The organism is Paraglaciecola chathamensis S18K6 (assembly GCA_000314955.1).
Taxonomy (GTDB): Bacteria; Pseudomonadota; Gammaproteobacteria; order Enterobacterales; family Alteromonadaceae; genus Paraglaciecola; species Paraglaciecola chathamensis.
Genome location: BAEM01000022.1, coordinates 159,751 through 180,584, shown reverse-complemented (window position 1 = coordinate 180,584; position 20,834 = coordinate 159,751). Strand labels below are relative to the sequence as shown.

At 43.6% G+C, this 20,834-nt stretch carries 21 protein-coding genes and 5 tRNA genes; 18 read left to right on the top strand and 8 right to left on the bottom strand.

Annotated elements, in window-relative coordinates; genetic code table 11:
- Nucleotides 1–77 precede the first annotated feature (77 nt).
- From GCHA_RS07020 to serS, 5 genes are read left to right on the top strand one after another with little or no spacing between them, the layout of a single operon-like run.
- On the top strand, nucleotides 78–2,603 hold the full coding sequence (locus GCHA_RS07020; protein ID WP_007986534.1) for a DNA translocase FtsK: 2,526 nt from the start codon (nucleotides 78–80) through the stop codon (nucleotides 2,601–2,603).
- 23 nt (nucleotides 2,604–2,626) lie between these two features.
- On the top strand, nucleotides 2,627–3,268 hold the full coding sequence (lolA, locus tag GCHA_RS07015) for an outer membrane lipoprotein periplasmic chaperone LolA (protein ID WP_226992117.1): 642 nt from the start codon (nucleotides 2,627–2,629) through the stop codon (nucleotides 3,266–3,268).
- Nucleotides 3,268–4,605, top strand: a complete 1,338-nt coding sequence (locus GCHA_RS07010; protein ID WP_007986532.1) for a replication-associated recombination protein A — start codon at nucleotides 3,268–3,270, stop codon at nucleotides 4,603–4,605. Before lolA ends, GCHA_RS07010 begins: the two co-directional genes overlap by 1 nt.
- Nucleotides 4,606–4,989: a fluoride efflux transporter CrcB gene (crcB, locus tag GCHA_RS07005; protein ID WP_007986531.1), complete on the top strand. Its 384-nt coding sequence runs from the start codon at nucleotides 4,606–4,608 to the stop codon at nucleotides 4,987–4,989.
- 10 nt (nucleotides 4,990–4,999) lie between these two features.
- Nucleotides 5,000–6,298 carry a serine--tRNA ligase gene (serS, locus tag GCHA_RS07000; RefSeq protein ID WP_007986530.1) on the top strand — a complete coding sequence of 433 codons (1,299 nt, stop codon included), beginning with the start codon at nucleotides 5,000–5,002 and terminating at the stop codon, nucleotides 6,296–6,298.
- A 91-nt stretch (nucleotides 6,299–6,389) separates the two neighbouring features.
- On the opposite strand, the gene GCHA_RS06995 is transcribed toward serS, so the two are convergent.
- The 5 genes from GCHA_RS06995 to GCHA_RS06975 all read right to left on the bottom strand — a co-directional run bounded on the left by GCHA_RS06995 (nucleotide 6,390) and on the right by GCHA_RS06975 (nucleotide 8,632).
- Nucleotides 6,390–6,728, bottom strand: a complete 339-nt coding sequence (locus GCHA_RS06995) for a TusE/DsrC/DsvC family sulfur relay protein (RefSeq protein WP_007986529.1) — start codon at nucleotides 6,726–6,728, stop codon at nucleotides 6,390–6,392.
- A gap of 96 nt (nucleotides 6,729–6,824) precedes the next feature.
- Nucleotides 6,825–7,139: a sulfurtransferase complex subunit TusB gene (gene tusB / locus GCHA_RS06990; RefSeq protein WP_007986528.1), complete on the bottom strand. Its 315-nt coding sequence runs from the start codon at nucleotides 7,137–7,139 to the stop codon at nucleotides 6,825–6,827.
- Nucleotides 7,140–7,502 (bottom strand): sulfurtransferase complex subunit TusC, encoded by a 363-nt coding sequence (tusC, locus tag GCHA_RS06985; RefSeq protein ID WP_007986526.1) that lies wholly within the window; start codon nucleotides 7,500–7,502, stop codon nucleotides 7,140–7,142.
- Nucleotides 7,499–7,888, bottom strand: a complete 390-nt coding sequence (gene tusD / locus GCHA_RS06980) for a sulfurtransferase complex subunit TusD (RefSeq protein WP_007986524.1) — start codon at nucleotides 7,886–7,888, stop codon at nucleotides 7,499–7,501. Before tusD ends, tusC begins: the two co-directional genes overlap by 4 nt.
- Before the next feature lie 75 nt (nucleotides 7,889–7,963).
- Nucleotides 7,964–8,632: a Bax inhibitor-1/YccA family protein gene (locus tag GCHA_RS06975; RefSeq protein WP_006991166.1), complete on the bottom strand. Its 669-nt coding sequence runs from the start codon at nucleotides 8,630–8,632 to the stop codon at nucleotides 7,964–7,966.
- Nucleotides 8,633–8,863: 231 nt separating this feature from the next.
- Between GCHA_RS06975 and GCHA_RS06970 the strand changes: the two genes are divergently transcribed.
- The 9 genes from GCHA_RS06970 (at nucleotide 8,864) to GCHA_RS06935 (ending at nucleotide 13,813) form a co-directional block, all read left to right on the top strand.
- A tRNA-Ser gene (locus GCHA_RS06970) sits at nucleotides 8,864–8,955 on the top strand.
- 64 nt (nucleotides 8,956–9,019) lie between these two features.
- Nucleotides 9,020–9,111, top strand: a tRNA-Ser gene (locus GCHA_RS06965).
- A gap of 624 nt (nucleotides 9,112–9,735) precedes the next feature.
- Nucleotides 9,736–9,969, top strand: coding sequence for a hypothetical protein (locus GCHA_RS22535; RefSeq protein ID WP_008305939.1), 234 nt, complete (start codon nucleotides 9,736–9,738; stop codon nucleotides 9,967–9,969).
- Between the two features lie 139 nt (nucleotides 9,970–10,108).
- Nucleotides 10,109–10,753, top strand: coding sequence for a UvrY/SirA/GacA family response regulator transcription factor (gene uvrY, locus GCHA_RS06960; RefSeq protein WP_007986517.1), 645 nt, complete (start codon nucleotides 10,109–10,111; stop codon nucleotides 10,751–10,753).
- A gap of 3 nt (nucleotides 10,754–10,756) precedes the next feature.
- On the top strand, nucleotides 10,757–12,583 hold the full coding sequence (uvrC, locus tag GCHA_RS06955; protein WP_007986516.1) for an excinuclease ABC subunit UvrC: 1,827 nt from the start codon (nucleotides 10,757–10,759) through the stop codon (nucleotides 12,581–12,583).
- A 73-nt stretch (nucleotides 12,584–12,656) separates the two neighbouring features.
- On the top strand, nucleotides 12,657–13,229 hold the full coding sequence (pgsA, locus tag GCHA_RS06950; RefSeq protein ID WP_007986514.1) for a CDP-diacylglycerol--glycerol-3-phosphate 3-phosphatidyltransferase: 573 nt from the start codon (nucleotides 12,657–12,659) through the stop codon (nucleotides 13,227–13,229).
- Between the two features lie 192 nt (nucleotides 13,230–13,421).
- Nucleotides 13,422–13,496: transfer RNA gene (locus GCHA_RS06945), tRNA-Gly, on the top strand.
- Nucleotides 13,497–13,601: 105 nt separating this feature from the next.
- Nucleotides 13,602–13,675: transfer RNA gene (locus tag GCHA_RS06940), tRNA-Cys, on the top strand.
- Nucleotides 13,676–13,726: 51 nt separating this feature from the next.
- A tRNA-Leu gene (locus GCHA_RS06935) sits at nucleotides 13,727–13,813 on the top strand.
- A gap of 525 nt (nucleotides 13,814–14,338) precedes the next feature.
- On the opposite strand, the gene GCHA_RS06930 is transcribed toward GCHA_RS06935, so the two are convergent.
- Together GCHA_RS06930 and GCHA_RS06925 are read right to left on the bottom strand one after the other, a co-directional pair.
- Entirely contained in the window at nucleotides 14,339–14,749 is a 411-nt protein-coding gene (locus GCHA_RS06930) for a hypothetical protein (protein ID WP_007986513.1), read from the bottom strand.
- A gap of 147 nt (nucleotides 14,750–14,896) precedes the next feature.
- Nucleotides 14,897–15,388, bottom strand: a complete 492-nt coding sequence (locus tag GCHA_RS06925; protein ID WP_039992191.1) for a DUF2938 domain-containing protein — start codon at nucleotides 15,386–15,388, stop codon at nucleotides 14,897–14,899.
- 78 nt (nucleotides 15,389–15,466) lie between these two features.
- Between GCHA_RS06925 and GCHA_RS06920 the strand changes: the two genes are divergently transcribed.
- The 3 genes from GCHA_RS06920 (at nucleotide 15,467) to GCHA_RS06910 (ending at nucleotide 17,693) form a co-directional block, all read left to right on the top strand.
- Nucleotides 15,467–15,895 (top strand): helix-turn-helix domain-containing protein, encoded by a 429-nt coding sequence (locus GCHA_RS06920; RefSeq protein ID WP_007986507.1) that lies wholly within the window; start codon nucleotides 15,467–15,469, stop codon nucleotides 15,893–15,895.
- A gap of 169 nt (nucleotides 15,896–16,064) precedes the next feature.
- Nucleotides 16,065–16,658 carry a DUF6624 domain-containing protein gene (locus tag GCHA_RS06915; protein WP_007986505.1) on the top strand — a complete coding sequence of 198 codons (594 nt, stop codon included), beginning with the start codon at nucleotides 16,065–16,067 and terminating at the stop codon, nucleotides 16,656–16,658.
- 570 nt (nucleotides 16,659–17,228) lie between these two features.
- Nucleotides 17,229–17,693, top strand: a complete 465-nt coding sequence (locus tag GCHA_RS06910; protein ID WP_007986503.1) for a metal-independent carbonic anhydrase family protein — start codon at nucleotides 17,229–17,231, stop codon at nucleotides 17,691–17,693.
- A 252-nt stretch (nucleotides 17,694–17,945) separates the two neighbouring features.
- Here GCHA_RS06910 and GCHA_RS06905 read toward each other — a convergent pair whose 3' ends face one another.
- On the bottom strand, nucleotides 17,946–18,653 hold the full coding sequence (locus GCHA_RS06905; protein ID WP_193362818.1) for an SOS response-associated peptidase family protein: 708 nt from the start codon (nucleotides 18,651–18,653) through the stop codon (nucleotides 17,946–17,948).
- 367 nt (nucleotides 18,654–19,020) lie between these two features.
- On the opposite strand from GCHA_RS06905, the gene GCHA_RS06900 reads away from it, so the two are divergent.
- Nucleotides 19,021–20,829 (top strand): alpha-amylase family protein, encoded by a 1,809-nt coding sequence (locus GCHA_RS06900; protein ID WP_007986497.1) that lies wholly within the window; start codon nucleotides 19,021–19,023, stop codon nucleotides 20,827–20,829.
- Nucleotides 20,830–20,834 lie beyond the last annotated feature (5 nt).

The following is a 20,834-nucleotide window of genomic DNA, read 5'->3' as shown; positions in this document are numbered from 1 at the left end:
TCTAGGATTTTGACCGAAGCACTGGTATCTTATACAGCATAATTTTATGCAGTAACCTTAAGTTGAAAGAAAACGTTATGGCAAGACTCACAGGTATCCAACGGATCATGGAAGTTGGCATGATGCTCAGTTGTGCATTCGCCTTTTTTTTACTTCTCGCATTGGCTTCTTTTCATCCTGCTGACCCAAGCTGGAGCCAAGCTGGTTTGCAAAGTGATATTCATAATTGGGTCGGAGCAATTGGCGCGTGGTTAGGGGATATTTTATTTTTTACCTTCGGCTATATTGCCTATGTCTTCCCGTTTACTGCGGCGTTTGCTGGTTGGTTTATGTTTCAGCAACGCAAGCGTATATCTGAATTTGACTATTTAACGATAGGATTACGGATTTTAGGATTGTTACTTGCCCTTGTTGGTGCGGCAGGTATTGCGAGTCTTAACTTTAATGATTTATTTTATTTCTCGGCAGGAGGAATGTTAGGAGATGTTATCAGCGCATCACTCATTCCGTATCTTAATTTTGCTGGCACGGTGCTAATTTTACTCAGCTTATTTTGCACTGGGTTTACTTTCTTAACTGGCATATCGTGGTTAACCGTTGTGGATAAAACCGGCGCGCTCGCCGTAGCACTTGCAACTGGTGCGTGGTCGCTACCGCAAAAAATACAAGAAGCACCTATGTTACGCCTTGGTTTTAATCGAGACAGCAAAGAAGATGAAAGTACTTTGGAGAAACAGAGCGCACCCGCTTCACATGTGCCTCCAGCCTATTCGTCACCTCAGCAACGTGTGGAACCGAGCGTTTCTGGCTTCAACAGTGAACAGTCTGAGCCCAGTTTTAATATTCCCGATGAAGTGTTGTTCGAGCCAGAACCAAGTAAAGAAGAAGCTAGCCCCATTTCAATCAGTGAATTACGTGACAAAATTGGCTTTGGTCGCAAGAAAAAAGCTGAAGAAGCGCAGCCGGTATCAGATGAACCTGCCACGCCTGTAGCTGAACCTACCCCGAGCAAAGCCCCGAGTAATAATGGGGTTTATGTTTCTGATGATGTAAAAGCCAATCTTGAAGCGCAAGCTGCTGCTAAAGCGGCAGCCGATAGCGCACCCGTTGAGCCAATGCCTTCTTTTGATTTACTGCAACGAGCAGACAAGATCAAAAACCCTATTACGCCAGAAGAACTAGACATGGTTTCTCGTTTACTCGAGGAAAAGTTAAAAGACTTTAATATCGATGCCCAAGTCGTTGGTGTCTACCCTGGGCCAGTTATTACTCGGTTCGAAATGGATTTAGCCCCAGGTGTTAAAGTAAGCAAAATTACCGGTTTATCGAAAGACTTGGCCAGAGCGATGTCAGCTATTTCCGTGCGCGTAGTTGAGGTTATTCCAGGTAAATCGGTGATAGGCCTTGAGTTACCAAATAAAAAACGTGACATGGTCCGCCTAAGTGAAGTGATTAGTTGTGATGCTTTTCAGTCTGCTGAGTCTGATTTGACCATGGTCTTAGGGGCGGATATATCTGGCCAACCCGTCATTGTTGATTTAGCCAAAATGCCACATTTGTTGGTTGCTGGTACCACGGGTTCTGGTAAGTCGGTGGGAGTTAACGTGATGATCTTGAGCTTGTTGTATAAATCAACGCCTGAAGATGTGCGCATGATCATGATTGACCCGAAAATGTTAGAATTGTCGGTGTATGAAGGCATACCGCATTTGCTGGCAGAAGTAGTAACTGATATGAAAGAAGCTGCCAATGCACTGCGTTGGTGTGTCGGTGAAATGGAAAGACGTTACCGTCTGATGTCTGCTCTTGGGGTACGTAATCTCAAAGGATTTAACCATAAGGTTCAACAAGCCATTGCCCAAGGTCAGCCGATAAAAGATCCACTTTGGAAATCAGAAGAAAGCATGTTGACCGAAGCCCCTGACCTAGAAAAACTGCCAGCCATTGTAGTAGTAGTGGACGAGTTTGCTGACATGATGATGATCGTGGGCAAAAAAGTCGAAGAGCTTATCGCACGTATTGCGCAAAAAGCGCGGGCCGCGGGTATTCATCTAGTGTTGGCTACGCAGCGGCCATCGGTTGATGTTATCACCGGCTTGATAAAAGCGAATATTCCAACGCGTATTGCGTTTCAGGTGTCTTCAAAAATTGATTCGCGTACCATTTTAGATCAGCAAGGGGCAGAAACCTTGCTCGGCATGGGGGACATGTTGTATTTGCCCCCAGGTACGGGCGTACCAACTCGTGTGCATGGGGCTTTTGTTGATGATCCAGAAGTGCATGCAGTAGTAGCAGATTGGAAGAGTCGCGGGGCGCCTCAATATATTGATGAAATACTCAATGGTGATACCACTGCTGAAGTATTGCTACCAGGAGAGCAACCAGAAGGTGGTGATCAGGAGTTTGATGTATTTTATGACGAAGCCGTGTCTTTTGTCACCGAATCACGTCGGGCGTCAGTGTCCAGCGTGCAGCGTAAATTTAGAATTGGTTACAATCGCGCAGCGCGCCTAGTAGAACAAATGGAACAAAGTGGTGTCGTAACGCCACCAGGGCACAATGGTAATCGCGAAGTTTTAGCGCCACCGCCACCAAAAGATTAATAATGATAGGTATTCAACAACGTATGAAAAAAATGAAATATAGCAGTGCGTTAGGTAGAGTTTCAGCCTTATTATGCTTAGCTATGGGATTGACTTTCAATGCCTACGCTCAGCAAAGCGACGAAGATAAGCTAAAAACTCGCCTTGAGACACTAAATTACTTCAGCGCTGACTTTGCCCAGAAAGTGACGGATGCCAATCACGAAGTATTACAAGAAGCGACAGGGGTGATAAAACTAAAGCAGCCCAACAAGCTATATTGGGAGCTTGACCCACCTAACGAAAATATCTTGATAGCCGATGGGACTACTTTATGGAATGTTGATCCTTTTGTAGAGCAAGTGACCGCGATTAATCAAAGTCAGGCTGTGGCGAACAACCCATTGATTTTGCTAACGCAACCAAATAGTGACGCTTGGGGTGACTTCACGGTAACTCATACCAACGACACCTTTCGAATTGATGCGAAAAGTCCAGATTCTGCCGTTCATTCATTAGTGTTGGTGTTTGACGGTGAGCAGTTAAGCTCAATGAGCATGCAAGATAGCCAGCAGCAAATAAGCGATTTATATTTCGACAATATTCAGCAGAATAAATCCCTAAGCGATGAAGTATTTACATTTACTTTGCCTGAGGGCTACGACCTAGATGATCAACGTAATTGATGAATCAAGGTTTCGATTTTAGCCATCAAGATGATCCAAGCTTTGCGCCTTTGGCTGCACGCATGCGCCCACAAAATATTGCGCAGTATTTTGGACAGCAGCATATTGTAGGCGAGGGTAAGCCATTACGCAGCGCCATTGAACGTGGTCAGTGCCACTCGATGATCCTTTGGGGGCCACCCGGTACGGGTAAAACCACGTTAGCTGAAATCATTGCTATGCATTGTGATGCGCATATCGAGCGAATATCAGCGGTAACATCCGGTGTTAAAGACATTCGTAGCGCCATAGAGCAAGCCAAACAAAATGCGCTCAGTCAGGCAAAGCGCACAATTTTATTTGTTGACGAAGTGCATCGTTTCAATAAAAGCCAGCAAGATGCTTTTTTGCCGTTTATTGAAGATGGCACTATTACATTTATCGGTGCGACAACGGAAAACCCTTCGTTTGAGTTAAACGGTGCATTATTATCAAGGGCACGTGTCTATGTGCTTAAATCGCTTACCCAAGACGATCTCACTGATATTGCCAAGCAAGCGTTAGAAGATAAAACGCGCGGCTTAGGCCGGTTATCTCTACACATCGAAGACAAGGGTATTGACCTGTTAACAGAATTAGCCGGTGGTGATGCCAGGCGCTTATTAAATTATATTGAGTTAGCCGCTGATTTTTCCAGTGAGGGCCACATTAGCCTTGAAGCGATTAAAGAAGCCGTTGGTGAAAAGGTCGCCCAGTATGACAAAGGCGGCGATCAGTTTTACGATTTAATCTCGGCGTTTCATAAATCAGTACGTGGTTCTTCACCCGATGGCGCGCTGTATTGGTACGCGCGCATGTTAAATGCCGGCTGCGATCCGCTATATGTAGCGCGACGATTATTAGCGATCGCCACAGAAGATATTGGCAATGCAGATCCCCGTGCCATGGAAGTGTGCTTAAATGCATGGGATATTTTTCAGCGTGTTGGTCCAGCAGAAGGGGAGCGGGCAATCGCGCAGGCGACTTTGTATTGTGCAAGTGCTGCCAAAAGTAATGCTGTTTACACTGCGTTTAAACAGGCCATGCGAGATGCTAAAACACTGCCAGATTACGAAGTGCCAAGCCATTTGCGCAACGCACCTACCAAGTTAATGAAAGAAATGGGCTTCGGTGATGGCTACCGTTACGCCCATGATGAGCCAAATGCCTTTGCTGCGGGTGAAAGCTATTTACCACCTGAAATGAAAGATACTCAATATTACATGCCCAATGAAAGAGGGCTTGAAATTAAATTGAAGGCGAAATTAGATTTTCTAACGGATTTAAACAACAAAAGCGCTCATAAAAGGTACAAGTAAATGCAGCATAGTTTTGCTATATACACATATATTGCGCTAGGGGGCGCAACGGGTGCCTGTTTACGCTTTTTTCTTTCTAGTTTGATGCTGCAATGGTTTGGCAAAGGATTTCCTTTTGGTACACTTCTGGTCAACATTGTAGGGTCGTTTAGTTTAGGGCTGCTATATACGCTCATTGAACAAGGGCACCTCGAAATTGTCGTTTGGCGCACTGCTATAGGCATTGGTTTTTTGGGCGCACTCACAACATTTTCGACGTTTTCAGTGGATACACTCATGTTGCTACAACAGGGTATGTGGCTGAAAGGGGCGTTGAATATATTTATAAATATCACCTGCTGTTTATTTGCAGCATGGTTGGGTACACAACTAGTTAAAGGTTAAGTCAAACAAGATGTTAGATGCTAAGTATTTACGTAACGATATAAACATTGCGGCGCAAAAACTCAACAAGCGTGGTTATGCGCTTGATGTCGCACAGTTCACTGCTTTAGAGGAAAAGCGCAAAGCGTTACAAATGCGCACTCAAGAGTTGCAAAATGAACGAAATGTGCGCTCCAAGTCTATCGGTAAAGCGAAAGCGTCTGGTCAAGATATCGCCCCTTTACTGGCAGAAGTAGGCCAACTAGGTGATGAGCTAGATGCCGCCAAAGCACAACTCACGGTATTGCTAGATGAAATACAAGCATTAGTATTGAACATTCCAAATTTACCTGACGACTCTGTACCACAGGGCAAAGACGAAGAGGAAAACGTTGAAGTGTCACGTTGGGGAACACCTCGAGAGTTCGATTTTGAAGTGAAAGATCATGTTGATCTCGGCGCTGGAGTTGCCAACGGTTTAGATTTTGAAACCGCCACCAAATTAACCGGTTCTCGTTTTGTGGTGATGCGTGGCCAAATAGCGCGCTTAAACCGCGCAATTGCCCAGTTTATGCTTGATCTACACACAGAGCAGCATGGCTATCAAGAAATGTACGTGCCGTACTTGGTGAATGAAGAAAGCATGTTGGGGACGGGGCAATTTCCTAAATTTGTTGGGGATGCATTCCATACCAAACCAGCGACAGAAGAAGGGCAAGGATTGTCTTTAATTCCAACCTCAGAAGTGCCATTAACGAACATTGCCCGCGACTGTATTTTCGCCGCGAGCGAATTACCGATAAAAATGACTGCACATACTCCTTGCTTTAGAAGCGAAGCAGGCTCTTATGGCCGTGATACCCGTGGATTAATTCGTCAGCACCAATTTGATAAAGTGGAAATGGTGCAATTGGTTGAGGCAGACAAGTCATTTGAGGCCTTAGAGGAATTAACCGGACACGCTGAAAAAGTATTGCAGTTGCTTGAATTACCATATCGTAAGATGTTGCTTTGTACTGGCGATATGGGCTTTGGTGCATGTAAAACATTTGATTTAGAAGTGTGGTTGCCAGCACAAAATACCTATCGTGAGATATCTTCATGCTCTAACATGTTTGATTTCCAAGCGCGTCGCATGCAAGCGCGTTATCGCGACCCGAAGACAAACAAAACAGAATTGTTGCATACCCTGAATGGCTCGGGTTTAGCCGTTGGGCGCACGCTTGTAGCGATTTTAGAAAACTATCAGCAAGCCGATGGCAGCATTACTATTCCTAAAGCGCTTCAGCCTTATATGAAAGGCGTAACGGTGATTGGTGAAGTTAAGTAGCATTATACCGCTACGGATTTATTGATACTAAAAAGCGCGGTCGCTTCATTTATAAAGTGAAGTGGCCGCGCTTTTTTTACTTAATATTAAACTACAAGCATTTCGCTGGCTTGGGTAAGCCAGCAATTTTGGTGGCTTGTTTGGCAGGGCCTTTTTTAAACAATCTGAACAAATAACGACTGTTGCCTTTTTCAGGTCCAAATTTAGCTTGCATGGCTTTTACTAACGCGCGCATCGCTGGGCTTGTGTTGAATTCTAAATAAAATTCACGTACGAAGTTAACCACTTCCCAATGTGCGTCGGTTAGTTCTATATTTTCATCTTGGGCTAACATCGGTGCTAACCCTGGTTGCCAGTCCTCTACATTTAGCAAATAGCCTTGTTTGTCTACGGGGATCTGTTGGTCTTGGTATTCTATAAAACCACTCACGTTTACTTTAACCTCTTCGTTTCTTTCGATGTGTTCGAGACATTGCTCATCTTGTGTGAAATATGCTTGTGTGACGGTTGACGCAGACCTTAGCCTTTACCAGCTGATGGTCGCTTTATAGTTAAGGGTTAGTTCGACAAAATCTTCCATACTTATCCGCTTTATCATGTCTGTGTTTGTAGTTGCCGGTAGTGCCTGATTGGCTCTGGCAATTAAATCATCTGCTAATACAAAGCAGGCTACGCCTAACGTTTGCTGTAATCTCGTTAGCTGGTTGACTACATCAGCGTGATTTAGTGCGTAAACACCATCTTGTATCAACACGATCCCGTCATTTTCACTACAACGGGCAAATACACTTTTGAACGTCGCGTTGCTAAAAGGGCTGGTAGTAACGATATGCAGAGTCATTTAAAACCTCATCAAATGATCAAGCTGCGCAAGCTGCTGATTAAGTTCTTCGTGGGGTAGGGCTGTGACTTGTATACATAAGTCAGAAACTGCAATTCCTCTTTTAGTCAGACTATGCTGACAGACAAAAATATCGTCGATATCGTAAAAGGTTAGGGCTGCAAAGGTCTTGCTATAATGCTTGCCTTGCTCAGGAATAGGTTGTTGTGATTTAAGCAATTGAAATACACCGTCATCAACAAAAAATAGCGTGACGTCTTGACCGAAGTTAGCAGCGGCCAAGGCTAAGTCTAAGCTTTCTTGCCCGTTAGATACGCCATAAGGGGCGGTACTATTAATCACACCTAGGGATTTGGTAATCAAAACTGAATCACTCTGTCACTGACTTGGCTTAATTCAACTAAGTCCCCTAAACCGACTTCATTAAAGGGCTCGGTGAGGTTAAAACCTTGTTGGTTATTATCTTTAGCGTCTTGGCTGTTAATAACGCCTCGGCGATTAGCTGCGGTGACGCACACATTCAGCGCTATGCCGTGTTGCGTGCTTAAAGCCGCCCAAGCATTGTACAAATTAAATTCATCACTGTGATTTGCTTGATAGCAATTAGCGTTTTGTACACCTGCCTGATAAAAGAAAACTCCTTTTATTTCGTGGCCTAAGCTCAGTGCACTGCACGCAAAGCGATAAGCACTATAAGCATGTTGTTGCTCAAAAGGAGCATGAGTGACTAATAAACCAAAGCTTGCCATAACTGAAAACTACCTGAGTTTAGTACAAATAAAAACACCCCGACGAAGCGGGGTGTTTTAGCAACACATTAACGATTAATCATCGCCACCGAACGCGCCTAGTAGGTGCAGGATAGACGTGAACAAGTTATAAATATTCAAGTACATAGATACTGTCGCGCGAATATAGTTGGTTTCACCGCCGTTGATGATACGGCTAGTATCGAACAGAATGAAGCCAGACATAATAAACACGATAGCAGCACTGACCGCTAAGCTAAGGGCTGGAATTTGGAAAAACAGGTTAGCAAGCGAGGCAACAACCGCCACGATCAAACCAACGATCAAGAACCCACCCATGAAAGAGAAGTCTTTCTTGGTTGTAAGTACATAACCAGATAAACCAAAGAATACCAAGGCTGTAGCACCAAAGGCCTGCATAATCATTTCAGGACCATTTTGGAAACCAGCGTAGTAATTTAAGGTATAACCTAAAGAACCGCCTAGTAACCCAGTGAAGGCAAATACAAACAAAATGCCCATAGAACTTTGTGAAGCTTTATTTAAAAAGAATATCATGACCAAAGCGGCAAGGTTCATACCTAATGCAGCACCTGGGCCGATATTCATGGCAGCAGCTATGCCAGCACACACTGCACTAAATGTCAGAGTCATTGCCAATAGTAGGTACGTATTGCGCAAGACCTTGTTTGTTTGCAGGGCAGAACCCTGAGCAGTATTGCTATACGTAGTACGATGTTCCATTTGTTACCTCCAATAGGTAAAGTGATGTAGTGAATACAGATAATATATCTATGATGCCTTTGTATGGGGTTTTGTTCAATTATTCAAGTGTTAGCGTCGACTATTATACGAAATATTAGTAACTTGATGTAAAAATGCCCAGTGTGATTAAATTGTGCTCGGTCAGAAAGTTTTGACCAATAAAGGCTTTACAAGCACTGAAAACGCCATTAATATTCGGGCCCTCAATTCGGAGAGGTGGCAGAGCTCGGTTTAATGCACCTGACTTGAAATCAGACGTAGGGTCACACCTACCGGGGGTTCGAATCCCTCCCTCTCCGCCATATTGTGATAGTAAATAGATTAAAATCAATTCGTTAGATTGAAGTCTGTTTACACAAAAGAATTGGATAGCTGGCAGAGCTCGGTTTAATGCACCTGACTTGAAATCAGACGTAGGGTCAAACCTACCGGGGGTTCGAATCCCTCGCTATCCGCCATAAAAACAAAAAAGCCTCAACGTTTTTCGTTGGGGCTTTTTTGTTTTCGTCGTGTCGATAGCGAGGGTGAGAACCCCCGCGGTTCGAGCGAATGTCAGGAACATTCACTACCGCCGCAGGCGCGCGTAGCGTCAGGCACAGGGAAGTGCCTGAGTACATCCCTCGCGCTGTATTGTGCATAATCAAATAGCTACATCGGCAACCGTATTCGTTGGGGCTTTTTTGTTTTCGTCGTGTCGATAGCGAGGGTGAGAACCCCCGCGGTTCGAGCGAATGTCAGGCACAGGGAAGTGCCTGAGTACATCCCTCGCGTTGTATGCGCGCAATCAAATAGCTACGTGCATAATCAAATTGCTAGATCAGCAACCGTATTCGTTGGGGCTTTTTTGTTTTAGTTGTGTCGATAGCGAGGGTGAGAACCCCCCGCGTCTATTTACCCGCCTGACTGAACATCGCTGTTCGTGTAATGACATTTATAACAGAGGTTAACTTTGCGCATTATGCAAATGTCATTATTTTCTGTGTAAATCGTCAAATTAGTACGTTTGACAAAAGTTAACCGTGACTTTGTAGGGTTATTTACTTTATGCTCTTGGCTATCGGTAATATCGGTTCAGTTTAAATATGAAACACAAAAGTGAAGTGGGCAGTTTGTCGAAGCGCCTTGCTGACATAGCAGATGTACCGAGTAAGTGCCGTTGTGGTGGAACGCCCATCGCCCCTGTACGGGTTCCTGATTGTCAAAATAGATGGACAATTTGTTGCTCAGTTAGCACGTGCTTAGCACGCAATACAGGTCAAGGTTTGAAAGATACCATCATTGGTTGGAATAGACTCAGCACTCATTTTTACCGATAAGTACAAAAATCATACTGTTTTAATGAATAAACATCTGTATTGATTAAATATAAGGTAATTGAGGGCTGAAATTATTTCACTTTTATGTGATATTAACTCCCATATTTGAGAAAAATTACTCTCCTTTAGGAGCACTTGTTTGATAAAAATATTGTTGGTTGATGACCATGAGTTGGTCAGAACCGGAATAAGACGTATTTTGGAAGATGTACAAGGTTTTGTCGTAGTTGGAGAAGCTACAACGGGTGAAGAAGCAGTAAAGTTTTGCCGCAAAAATGCACCCGATTTGGTACTAATGGATATGAGTATGCCTGGCATTGGTGGTTTGGAAGCGACCAAGCAGATCTTGCGTTTTAGTGAGAACACACGTGTTATTGTGTTATCGGTTCACAAAGAAAACCCTATCCCAGCGAAAGTGATGCGAATGGGCGCGTTCGGTTATTTAACGAAAGATTCAGATCCTAATGAAATGGAGATGGCCATTCGTAAAGTGGCCGCAGGTCAAAAGTATGTATCGCCCGATATTGCACAGCAAATTGCAATCGGCGCATTAGACTTTACTGATGGCAACCCTTTCGAATGCCTATCTGAACGAGAGCTTGAGATTACGCTAATGTTAACCAAGGGCTCTAAAGTGCCTGACATAGCCAAGTTCTTAAACATCAGTGCTAAAACGGTGAATACTCACAGGTATAGGATGTTTGAAAAACTCAATGTGAGTACAGATGTTGAACTCACTCATCTGGCACTTCGTCATAAGTTGATAAGCTCAGATAATTTGTAATTCATGAGCGATACTAACGAATTTGATCCTAAGGCGTTTCTTAAGGACCTAACTCATCAACCCGGCGTTTATCGCATGTATAATCACAAGCAGGATGTGATTTACGTCGGCAAAGCGAAAAATCTTAAAAATCGCGTATCTAGCTACTTTCGTAGTCAAGTTGATAGCATTAAAACTCAGTCTTTAGTCAAGCAAATTGCTCACATGGATGTCACCGTGGTGCACAGTGAAGCTGAAGCCTTTATTCTTGAAAATAATTTAATCAAGAAGTACAAGCCACGCTACAACGTTTTACTACGCGATGATAAGTCGTATCCCTTTATCTTCTTGTCTGATCATCAACACCCTCGATTAGCTAACCACCGTGGGCCAAAAAAGCTCAAAGGTGAATATTTTGGGCCGTATCCAAGTGCGTGGGCGGTGCGCGAGAGTTTACGTACCATGCAACGAATTTTTCCTATCCGTCAATGTGAAGACAGCTACTACCGCGCTCGGTCACGGCCTTGCTTGCAGTATCAACTGCAACGATGTGCAGGCCCGTGCGTAGAAGGGTTAGTCACGGACGAAGAATACCAAGCACAAGTTGATTTAGCGCGAATGTTTTTAAAAGGTAAAAACAAACAAGTGATAGATTCACTTGTTCAGCGCATGGAAAGTGCAAGTGAAAATCTGCGCTTTGAGGCTGCTGCGCGTTATCGTGATCAAATAAGTGCTCTTAATAAAGTGCAAGAGCAGCAATGGGTCAGTGGAAACCAAGAAGAAATGGATGTGTTTGGTTTTGCCTATCGAAATGGCATCGCCAGTATTCAGGGCCTGTTTATTCGCGATAATAAGTTATTAGGCAGTAAAAGCTTTTATCCCAAAGTGCCTGCTGATGCGACAGATGAAGAAGTATTTCAGTCATTTATTCTGCAATTCTATTTAGCCGGTAATAAAGTCATTCCTAAGCAAATAGTGACCCCAATAGAGCTGAGTGAACAAGGTGCAATAGAAGAATTATTGACCAAAGAAGCTGGCCGTCGCATTCAGTTTTATCGAGGTGTGCGCGATGAAAAGCGTCGTTATTTAGATTTAGCCAATACCAATGCTGAAAACGCACTGATTGCCAAACAGGGACAACAAAAGTCGGTATTTGCGCGTTATACAGAATTAGAAAAAATACTTGAGTTTGAACAGCCTATTCAACGCATGGAATGCTTTGATATCAGCCATACATCGGGTCAGTTAACCGTGGCATCTTGTGTGGTTTTTAATCGCGAAGGGCCTTTTAAAGCGGATTATCGACGTTTTAATATTGAAGGCATCACACCAGGGGATGACTACGCTGCGATGGCGCAAGCGTTAGCAAGGCGTTATCGCGACGTAAAAGACGACAGTAAAATCCCTGATATTTTATTTATTGATGGTGGTAAGGGCCAATTAACCCAAGCGGAAGATTACTTTGAAGATTGGAAGCACGAAAAGAAACCTTTACTGATTGGGGTAGCAAAAGGCAGCAGCCGTAAGGCAGGTTTGGAAACGCTTATTTTGGCCGGTAACCATGCTACTATCCCACTGTCTGGTGACTCTATTGCGCTGCATCTTATTCAGCATATTCGAGACGAGTCGCACCGATTTGCGATCACAGGGCATAGGGCTCGGCGTCAAAAAGACAAGAAGACCTCCAAACTGGAATCTATTCCAGGTGTTGGTGCAAAACGCCGGCAAAGTTTATTGAAATACATGGGTGGCTTGCAGGGTATATTGCAAGCAAGTCGCAGTGAAATCGCCAATGTGCCAGGGATCAGCGCAGAACTAGCGGATACGATTTATGACCATATCCATAATTAACAACAGCACGTGGTTAACACGTAACGAGTAGGGCAGCCTAGCCTACCAACAAATAATGAGGACTCACCGCTCCATGTGGACTATCCCTAATATCATCACAGTGATCCGTGTGTTACTGATACCGATTTTCGTCGCTGTGTATTTTCTTGATTGGCAGTGGGCGCATCAAGCTGCTGCATTCGTGTTTTGGTTTGCGGCCATTACCGATTGGTTTGATGGCTATTTAGCTAGAAAATTACAACAGTCGACAGCCTTTGGTGCCTTTTTAGATCCGGTGGCCGATAAACTTATAGTGGCAACGGCATTAATTTTAATTACCCACACTTATGCCTCTATCTGGGTAACCGTTCCTGCGATTTTACTTTTAGCGCGAGAAATATATATTTCTGCGCTGCGAGAATGGATGGGCCAAAAAGGACTACAAGATACCGTAAAAGTGTCTTTTATGGGGAAAGCGAAAACCATGGCCCAAATGCTAGCCTTAATTGGTTTGCTCTCAGAATTAGAATATTTTATGGGAATTCCAATTTATTGGGTCACCTTGGGATACATATTATTGTACTTTGCAGCAGTATTATCGTTCTGGTCGATGATTTCTTACACACTTGCGGCATGGCCATCGCTCTCAAAATCGGAGTTAAAATAAGGTTATTTGGGCTAAATCGTTTGAAAAAAAAGCGCTTTAGTCAAAAATCCAGCAGTCAGTCACAAATTGTTATTTTTGTTGTTGACAGTCTTGATAGTGGATGTAAAATGCAGCCCAGATTTAGAGAGCAGCACACAACTCGCTAAGTAAACAAGTCACCGTTACTTAATAAGTAAGCTTTTTAAAACAGGTGCGGGAATAGCTCAGTGGTAGAGCACAACCTTGCCAAGGTTGGGGTCGCGAGTTCGAATCTCGTTTCCCGCTCCAAATTAATGCAGTATGTAGTAAAGAAGCTTTTACTACCGGTAGCTTCCCCAAGGGGTCGCAACCACGCGGTGGCCGGATACGAATATCGTTTCTAGCTCCAAATTTGGCGGAATGGCAGAATGGCTATGCAGCGGATTGCAAATCCGTGGATCTCGGTTCGACTCCGGGTTCCGCCTCCATAAACGCTTTAGCAATACCAGCTTGTTATTATTAACAAGTATCCCCCCGATGCCCGGGTGGTGAAATTGGTAGACACAAGGGATTTAAAATCCCTCGATCGTAAGATCGTGCCGGTTCAAGTCCGGCCCCGGGCACCATTTTATCGATACAATCTCGTTAAAACCCCAATATATTTCGCTTAGTCAAAATCCGTTAATTAAATTCCGTTAATATTCCGGACTTAAACCGACGCTTCGCGTGATGCGATATCTGCTGTTGTTTAAACGGCGAGGGCGGTCAATCGTCAAGGTGTAACCCATCCATGGTGCAAAGGCCAGCCATTCATCCTTGAATGTCGTTCAGGTGAAACACTGCTTCGCAGCGAAAGCATTCACCTTCACCCAGCCCCGGGCACCATTTTGACAGATACATTCTCGTTAAAACCCCAATATATTTCGCTTAATCAAAATCCTAAATATTCCGGATTTAAACCGACGCGTCGCGTGATGCAATATCTGCTGTTGTTTAAACGACGAGGGCGGTCAATCGTCAAGGTGTAACCTATCCATGGTGCAAAGGCCAGCCATTCATCCTTGAATGTCGTTCAGGTGAAACACTGCTTCGCTGCGAGCTAACTACAAAGCAACTGCGCTAATTACTGCATCATTGGGCAGACGATTTGTCTAACGTTGGTTTGTTATCGCTTTATCGGAAAATAACAACAAGTAGGTGAGGCCGATAATGCCAAATAACGCTAAGCCCGATAGTAAGAAAGGATCAATCACTAGGTTTTCTTTAAATTCGAACGTACCAGCTGATATTTTCTTCCACCCCATAAAGTGTTGATTTGCCGCCACCGTTGCACCAAAAAAGCCAATCACCAGCCCAATGTACTTCGCTATCCAATGAGTCGCTGCAGGTGATATTAACATTAGCCCTAAGATGCCAATAACAGTTCGTTGGGCTCTGCAGTACGGGCAAATATAAACCATACCAGACAGATCGCTTGTCCAAGCGACTAGTGAAATAACAATCGCAACTAAGCCGACGATTTTGCTGTGCGTCGAATATGTATTTAGCTGTAAAAACTTCATGTGTATTTATTTCCTTATTCAGAATGTTATTTGCTGATGTTTGGCGTATTTAGATTAGCCGGAGTCTATGTGCACGATGGCATATCGGTAATTGGTAAATACGTAATTTACTCGCAGCCCGTTAAATTTGTTTATGTCATTTATCAATTACATTGCATATGAAGAATTTAGTGCCCAGCCCGACAAATACAAACCAAGTCCAAAAATTAAATGGTTAATAATGCTATGAATCCTAGTCGCATTCGGTTTCGCCGTGCGAGAGGCCGCTATGCCTGCGCCCATGCCTGGCTGCATAATTAAAAATGGAGCTAAAACGGTGGTTATGCCAACGGCTAGGGCAGGTCCAACTGCTGGGCTTTGGGCCCACTCATCACCGAAAATAACGGTTAATATAGCCGCATAGCTTATTCCAATGAGGTAGTGGGCGAGCCACCCTATAAGGTGCTCACGGGGTAGCGCTTCAGACGTTGCAATATGGTCGTGAATAAGCTTCCCTTTAGGGATATAGGCTATCCATCGGCCTACCATTGCCCAATTTGTCGGCGGTAAATTGAAAAGTTGCTTCCTCAATAGGGCCCACAGATCCATCACGGCTGTCCCCCCAATTCCGATTAAAATGGTAAAAATTATAAGATCCATAGACTGCTCCGTTGCTGGTTAACTTTTTAAACAGATGCTAGTCTACTACTTAAAGTCAACTTGAGGTCAAGACGAGTTATGGATATTTCTACTGTGGCTAAGCGTTCAGGGGTGCCTGCTTCAACGCTACGTTATTATGAAGATAAGGGATTGATACAATCCGTTGGTAGAAAGGGCTTACAGCGCCTTTTTGCAGCGAATATATTAGAGCGACTCGCGCTGATTGCTTTGGGGCGCGTTGCGGGTTTTTCCCTAGATGAAATATCCAACATATTAGGGGCTGGAGAAAACCCAGATATCGATCGCGAAATGTTGCTAACAAAAGCAACGGAATTAGACCGCACGATCCAAAAATTGACGGCGATGCGAGATGGTTTGCAGCATGCTGCCGCTTGCACTGCCCCAAGTCATTTAGAATGCCCAAGGTTCCGTCGTTTAATGGGCTTAGCGGCCTCGGGTGCGATCAAAGGCCAGCCATCGAACATAGCGAAGCCAATAAGTCGATAATGCGGGATTTTCCATGGGTGCTTTATAAATCGGTCCCAAAAAGAGCCTGAAGCAAGCAAGATCTAGATAGAACAGACGAAATAATATTAAATGCTTTATAAGATCTCAGAATAGGAAAATAAATGTCGTGTCAGGGTTCACGTTGTTACTTACAAGGAAGTTTCAAATCATGCGCTGTCTTATCATTTTTGGACTATTTCCACTTTTTACGTTTGCACAAGTTAATACTGCGCTTCAAGAAACCTTAATCAAAATGGAAAATAAAGATCAACACATTCGAAACGAGATGATTAGTGCCGGTTGGCAGAACATAACAAAAGAATTAGTGGCTAAACAAACCGAAATAGATGAAGCCAATACTGCAAAGCTAAAAGCTATTATAAAGAAACACTCTTGGGTGACTAGAGAACTGGTAGGTGTCGAAGGGGTAAATGCAGCTTTTTTGATCCTTCAGCACTCAACTGATATTGCTTTCAAAGAGCGAATGTTACCTATTTTAAAACAATCCTACCTACAAGACGGAGGCATTACCGGGCAACAAGTTGCCCTTTTGACGGATAGGGTACTTATCGCAAAGGGCAAAAAACAAATTTATGGGACTCAAGCTGACCTTAGCAAAGGCCAAATCGTAATTGGTCCTATCGAGGACGAAGCTAATGTTGACAAACGGCGTGCAGAAATGGAATTGCCAGCTTTAGCTTACTATAAAAAACTCCTAGAAAAAGCGTACGGTATTAAAGATTATCCTGAATTAGAGCATTGATTAGGACCCACAAAATTGGTTACAACTCCTAGTAACAAACTCATTTTCGCGAGCTAGTAAAGACTCAACGATTAAGCTGCTCACGCACTATTATGACAAAAGCATAACGTTTCTAACCTAGGAAAAGTGATGCGTTAAATCTAGTGAAGTTCTGAAATGTTATCGTTTTTGGCGCGGTTGTCTCTATCACTCGTCTTGTTAATTAACGGTATTTACCGTGGGAGCCTCTATAACTCGTTTCTATAAATCGTCTTTATAAATCAGGTAAAACTTCCTTGAATAGCGGTCCTAGTGAGCTAGTTATTAAGAAGGGGTTTTACATTGCATGAAAGAGGAATAGTGTACTAGTGGCTCATAAAATGTAATCTGTTGTGAGCTTTGATAGCTAAAAGCTATCTCTAAATACCGTTGATATCTGCATAGAATTATTTAGGCTGTTATTGTGATGATATCACATTACATGGTGTGGCTGAGCGCTGAGCAAATGCGCAAAACTGTAACTGTCATGCTATTGGGCTCTTAAATATAAGAGGCGGCGTGACAAAGCCTCTAAAGGAGAAAGTATAGATTATGTTTACTAAAGAAATGGTTCTTAGTGCACTACAAACATGGTGCGACAATGTCGTGAAAGTTGGGAAAGTGCATGCTGAAGGGGGCGACGTTCAAGCGTTTTCATTGCAGGTGTTATCTGAAAGTTACGATTACGATAATGGTCATGTGTTGTTTAAGCCTACGCTAACGTTCGGCCAGCAGACATTTCGCCCGACAAAAGAGGGCGCTCTTTCATATTTTGTTGGCGGCAATAGTGACTTTCCCAATGATAAGGGGTTCAAACTTAAACCTTGGGTAAAAGTGTGGTTCAGTAAAGAAGACTTTATCCTGCATAACGATTTGGCCATCGTGCAGTGTAACGTTCATTTTATAGGAGAAGACGATAGCCACATTTTTGTGAACAAAAGTTTTGTCTTTAAAGAATGTGATGATGGTCAGGTGCGTATTATTTTGCACCAATCTTCGTTGCCGTATCAGCCTTAAATGAGGTTATTACTCAGTATTTTGTCGTCAATTTAGAGTGGGTAATCTTTCTCTGGGTTAAAGCAAAAAGGTTCAACATATAAGTACAAGGGGCAGTCGTATACTGTCCCTTGTTCTTTGAATATTGAGGGAGGTAAGTAAACTTGCTGAAGGATGTGGCGCTAGTAAAACATACCAATATAGTCATGTTTGTTACACCTTCACTTTGCACATTTCCGTTCTTAAATAAGCAAAATGTAAATAGCTATCGTATTAGCTCATGTCACGCTGAATAATACTTGGCGCTGCGATAGGCTGGTATTGACTGGGTTTATTGATTTGTGTGGCGATGAGATCTTGTGTGAGCCTAGGGTGCATTAAATACTCGAACTCGCTGATTTGCTGATAAGTAGGGTCTAGCCATGTATCTAAAATGGCATCTTGTGGCAGCATAAGAGGGCTTGATTTACGATGAATTTGCATGAGTTTAGGGTGTGGGGGCAGGGTGATGATAGAGCAACCTAGGGTAATTTCGCCACAGTCTTTATCAATGTATTCTTTGTACAAACCAGCAAAGGCGATTGCTCCATCAACTGCGACTAAGTCGTGATAGTGCATGGGGATTTTCTTGTTGCCTTGCTGTTCGAATTCGCTTTCACCGAACCCTCGAGCAGGGATGATGCAACGAGCTGTTCTAAACGGTGTATAGCCTGCAGAGCCAGGCACATTTAGTTTGTCATAACGGGTATTAAAACTCGTGTATTTAGAAGGCTTAAAGCCATTGGTAGAGGGTTCAAGCAACAACCACCATGTTGCGTTTTGCAGCATACGTTGACCGTTTACCTCTCGAATGATTTGAATGGGGCTAGCGGCGCGCACAAAGCGGTTTGGAATAATAGGGTCAATGTGTAAATCAAGCCCTAATGAAATACACAACCCTTGAACAAATTCATCGTCAGTGACATTGAGTCGCCCGCACATATTCCCGCCTTTTTTCATCATCTGCTTTGGTTAATATACAAAATTATATGCTTTTAGGGCAGTCAAAAACGTTGCTCACGTAGTTTGTTTTGCCGCCAATTGACGCTTAAAAGTGTATGGCATTGCGATGAATACGTATGTAGCTAGCTAGTTTCAGAGTACGTTGGTGAGTATTATTTGTAACTGTTTTGTTAATAGCACTCTACTGGATACAACGACCATGCAATCATCCCACTGCTCTTTATTCACACGGCCTTTTCGTAATGCGTGTGCCATCACCTTTGTTATTCTAACAAGCGGCCTACTGGCATGCTCAAATGAATCGAGTGCGCCGAAAAGCGATATGCAGTTACAGGGGGAGAGCGACATGAACAATAGCTCAAAAGAAGACAGAGCCAAACCAGTGGTCTATCAAGTCTTTACTCGGTTATTCGGCAACACTAACACCACCAATAAACCTTGGGGCACCCTTGACGAGAATGGCGTAGGCAAGTTTAGTGATTTCACCAAGTTAGCATTGGGTGAAATTAAAGATCTAGGGGTAAGTCACGTATGGTACACAGGCGTTCCTCATCACGATGTGATTACCGATTACACTGAGTATGGTATTTCAAACGATGATCCTGATGTGGTGAAAGGGCGCGCTGGCTCCCCTTATGCGGTAAAAGATTATTATACCGTTAACCCAGATTTAGCGGATGATCCCGCTAATCGCTTGGCCGAATTTGAGGCGTTAATACAACGAACCCATGACAGTGGCTTGGGCGTTATTATCGACATTGTACCTAACCATGTTGCGCGAAATTACCATTCTCTGGCAAAGCCTAAAAGCGTGAGTGATTTTGGTGAAAACGACGATGTAAGCGTTGAATATGCACGCAACAACAACTTCTATTACGTGGTAGGGCAAGACTTTATCGTGCCGGCTGCTGAAAACGGCTATCGCCCTTTAGGCGGTGAAGCACATCCATTAGCGGATGGCCAATTTAAAGAGTCACCCGCGAAATGGACAGGCAATGGCTCGCGCAAAGCACAACCGGATGCCAATGATTGGTACGAAACCGTTAAAGTCAATTACGGGGTGAAACCCGATGGAAGCTACGATTTTGCTACGTTACCGGCTGGGTATGCGAATAAATCTATCGCTGAACATGCTAAGTTCTGGGCGCAAAAGCATGTGCCTGATTCTTGGGTAAAATTTCGCGATATTACCCAATATTGGTTGGCAAAAGGGGTTGAAGGCTTTCGTTATGATATGGCGGAAATGGTCCCCGTGGAGTTTTGGAGCTATTTAAATTCGCAGATTAAACAAGTGAATCCTGATGCGTTTTTACTGGCGGAAGTTTATGACCCAACAAAATATCGTGATTACATTAACCTAGGAAAGATGGACTATTTGTACGACAAAGTCGGATTTTATGACAGCCTAAAAGGTGTTATGCAAGGCACAGAGCCGGCATCTGTTATTACAAAAGCACAGCATCAAGTGGCCGATATAGAACAACACATGCTGCATTTTTTGGAAAATCACGACGAGCAACGTATTGCCAGCCCAGAATTTGCTGGGAGCAGTGAAAAAGGCAAGCCCGCCATGGTGGTCTCTGCACTTATAAGCCGTTCACCTACTTTGCTTTACTTTGGCCAAGAAGTCGGCGAAGACGGCAGCGAAAACATGGGGTTTGGTTCGGCTTCTCGCACTACTATCTTCGATTATGCGGGGGTGCCAGCACATCAAAGGTGGATGAACCATGGCCAGTTTGATGGAGCCTTATTAACACCTGACGAAAAGGCACTAAGGGCCTATTACCGCCGCGTGTTAAACATATCTGCGGGTCAAAGTGCTATGAATGGCCAGTATGCAGATTTACATCAAGTTAATCTTGAACAACCTAGTAGTGAGCGCTCAGAATATGACGAAACGCTCTATTCGTTTAGTCGCTTCAGTGATGCGCAAAAAATGCTGATTGCCAGTAACTTCAGCGATGACAATAAGCATTTCACTTTAGTTGTGCCTAAACATCTGATAACACAGTGGTCTTTACCCGACGGCCAATACGCCATGCAAGATTTGCTCAGTGGTAAAAAGCTAAATATTGTGGTGGAAAATCAAGAAGGACATGTATCAATGATGTTAGGATCGTTACAATCTGTGGTTTTAAGCCTCGTTGAGTCATAAACGCA

What these genes read in the sequence shown, in the direction of transcription:
- GCHA_RS06920 (WP_007986507.1), top strand. Translation starts at nt 15,467, where the DNA reads ATGGATATTTCTACTGTGGCTAAGCGTTCAGGGGTGCCTGCTTCAACG.
- tusD (WP_007986524.1), bottom strand. Translation starts at nt 7,888, where the DNA reads ATGGCAAGCTTTGGTTTATTAGTCACTCATGCTCCTTTTGAGCAACAA.
- serS (WP_007986530.1), top strand. Translation starts at nt 5,000, where the DNA reads ATGTTAGATGCTAAGTATTTACGTAACGATATAAACATTGCGGCGCAA.
- uvrC (WP_007986516.1), top strand. Translation starts at nt 10,757, where the DNA reads ATGAGCGATACTAACGAATTTGATCCTAAGGCGTTTCTTAAGGACCTA.
- GCHA_RS06975 (WP_006991166.1), bottom strand. Translation starts at nt 8,632, where the DNA reads ATGGAACATCGTACTACGTATAGCAATACTGCTCAGGGTTCTGCCCTG.
- GCHA_RS06930 (WP_007986513.1), bottom strand. Translation starts at nt 14,749, where the DNA reads ATGAAGTTTTTACAGCTAAATACATATTCGACGCACAGCAAAATCGTC.
- GCHA_RS06910 (WP_007986503.1), top strand. Translation starts at nt 17,229, where the DNA reads ATGTTTACTAAAGAAATGGTTCTTAGTGCACTACAAACATGGTGCGAC.
- GCHA_RS06900 (WP_007986497.1), top strand. Translation starts at nt 19,021, where the DNA reads ATGAACAATAGCTCAAAAGAAGACAGAGCCAAACCAGTGGTCTATCAA.
- crcB (WP_007986531.1), top strand. Translation starts at nt 4,606, where the DNA reads ATGCAGCATAGTTTTGCTATATACACATATATTGCGCTAGGGGGCGCA.
- GCHA_RS06915 (WP_007986505.1), top strand. Translation starts at nt 16,065, where the DNA reads ATGCGCTGTCTTATCATTTTTGGACTATTTCCACTTTTTACGTTTGCA.
- pgsA (WP_007986514.1), top strand. Translation starts at nt 12,657, where the DNA reads ATGTGGACTATCCCTAATATCATCACAGTGATCCGTGTGTTACTGATA.
- tusB (WP_007986528.1), bottom strand. Translation starts at nt 7,139, where the DNA reads ATGACTCTGCATATCGTTACTACCAGCCCTTTTAGCAACGCGACGTTC.
- GCHA_RS06905 (WP_193362818.1), bottom strand. Translation starts at nt 18,653, where the DNA reads ATGTGCGGGCGACTCAATGTCACTGACGATGAATTTGTTCAAGGGTTG.
- lolA (WP_226992117.1), top strand. Translation starts at nt 2,627, where the DNA reads ATGAAAAAAATGAAATATAGCAGTGCGTTAGGTAGAGTTTCAGCCTTA.
- GCHA_RS22535 (WP_008305939.1), top strand. Translation starts at nt 9,736, where the DNA reads ATGAAACACAAAAGTGAAGTGGGCAGTTTGTCGAAGCGCCTTGCTGAC.
- GCHA_RS06925 (WP_039992191.1), bottom strand. Translation starts at nt 15,388, where the DNA reads ATGGATCTTATAATTTTTACCATTTTAATCGGAATTGGGGGGACAGCC.
- GCHA_RS07010 (WP_007986532.1), top strand. Translation starts at nt 3,268, where the DNA reads ATGAATCAAGGTTTCGATTTTAGCCATCAAGATGATCCAAGCTTTGCG.
- GCHA_RS07020 (WP_007986534.1), top strand. Translation starts at nt 78, where the DNA reads ATGGCAAGACTCACAGGTATCCAACGGATCATGGAAGTTGGCATGATG.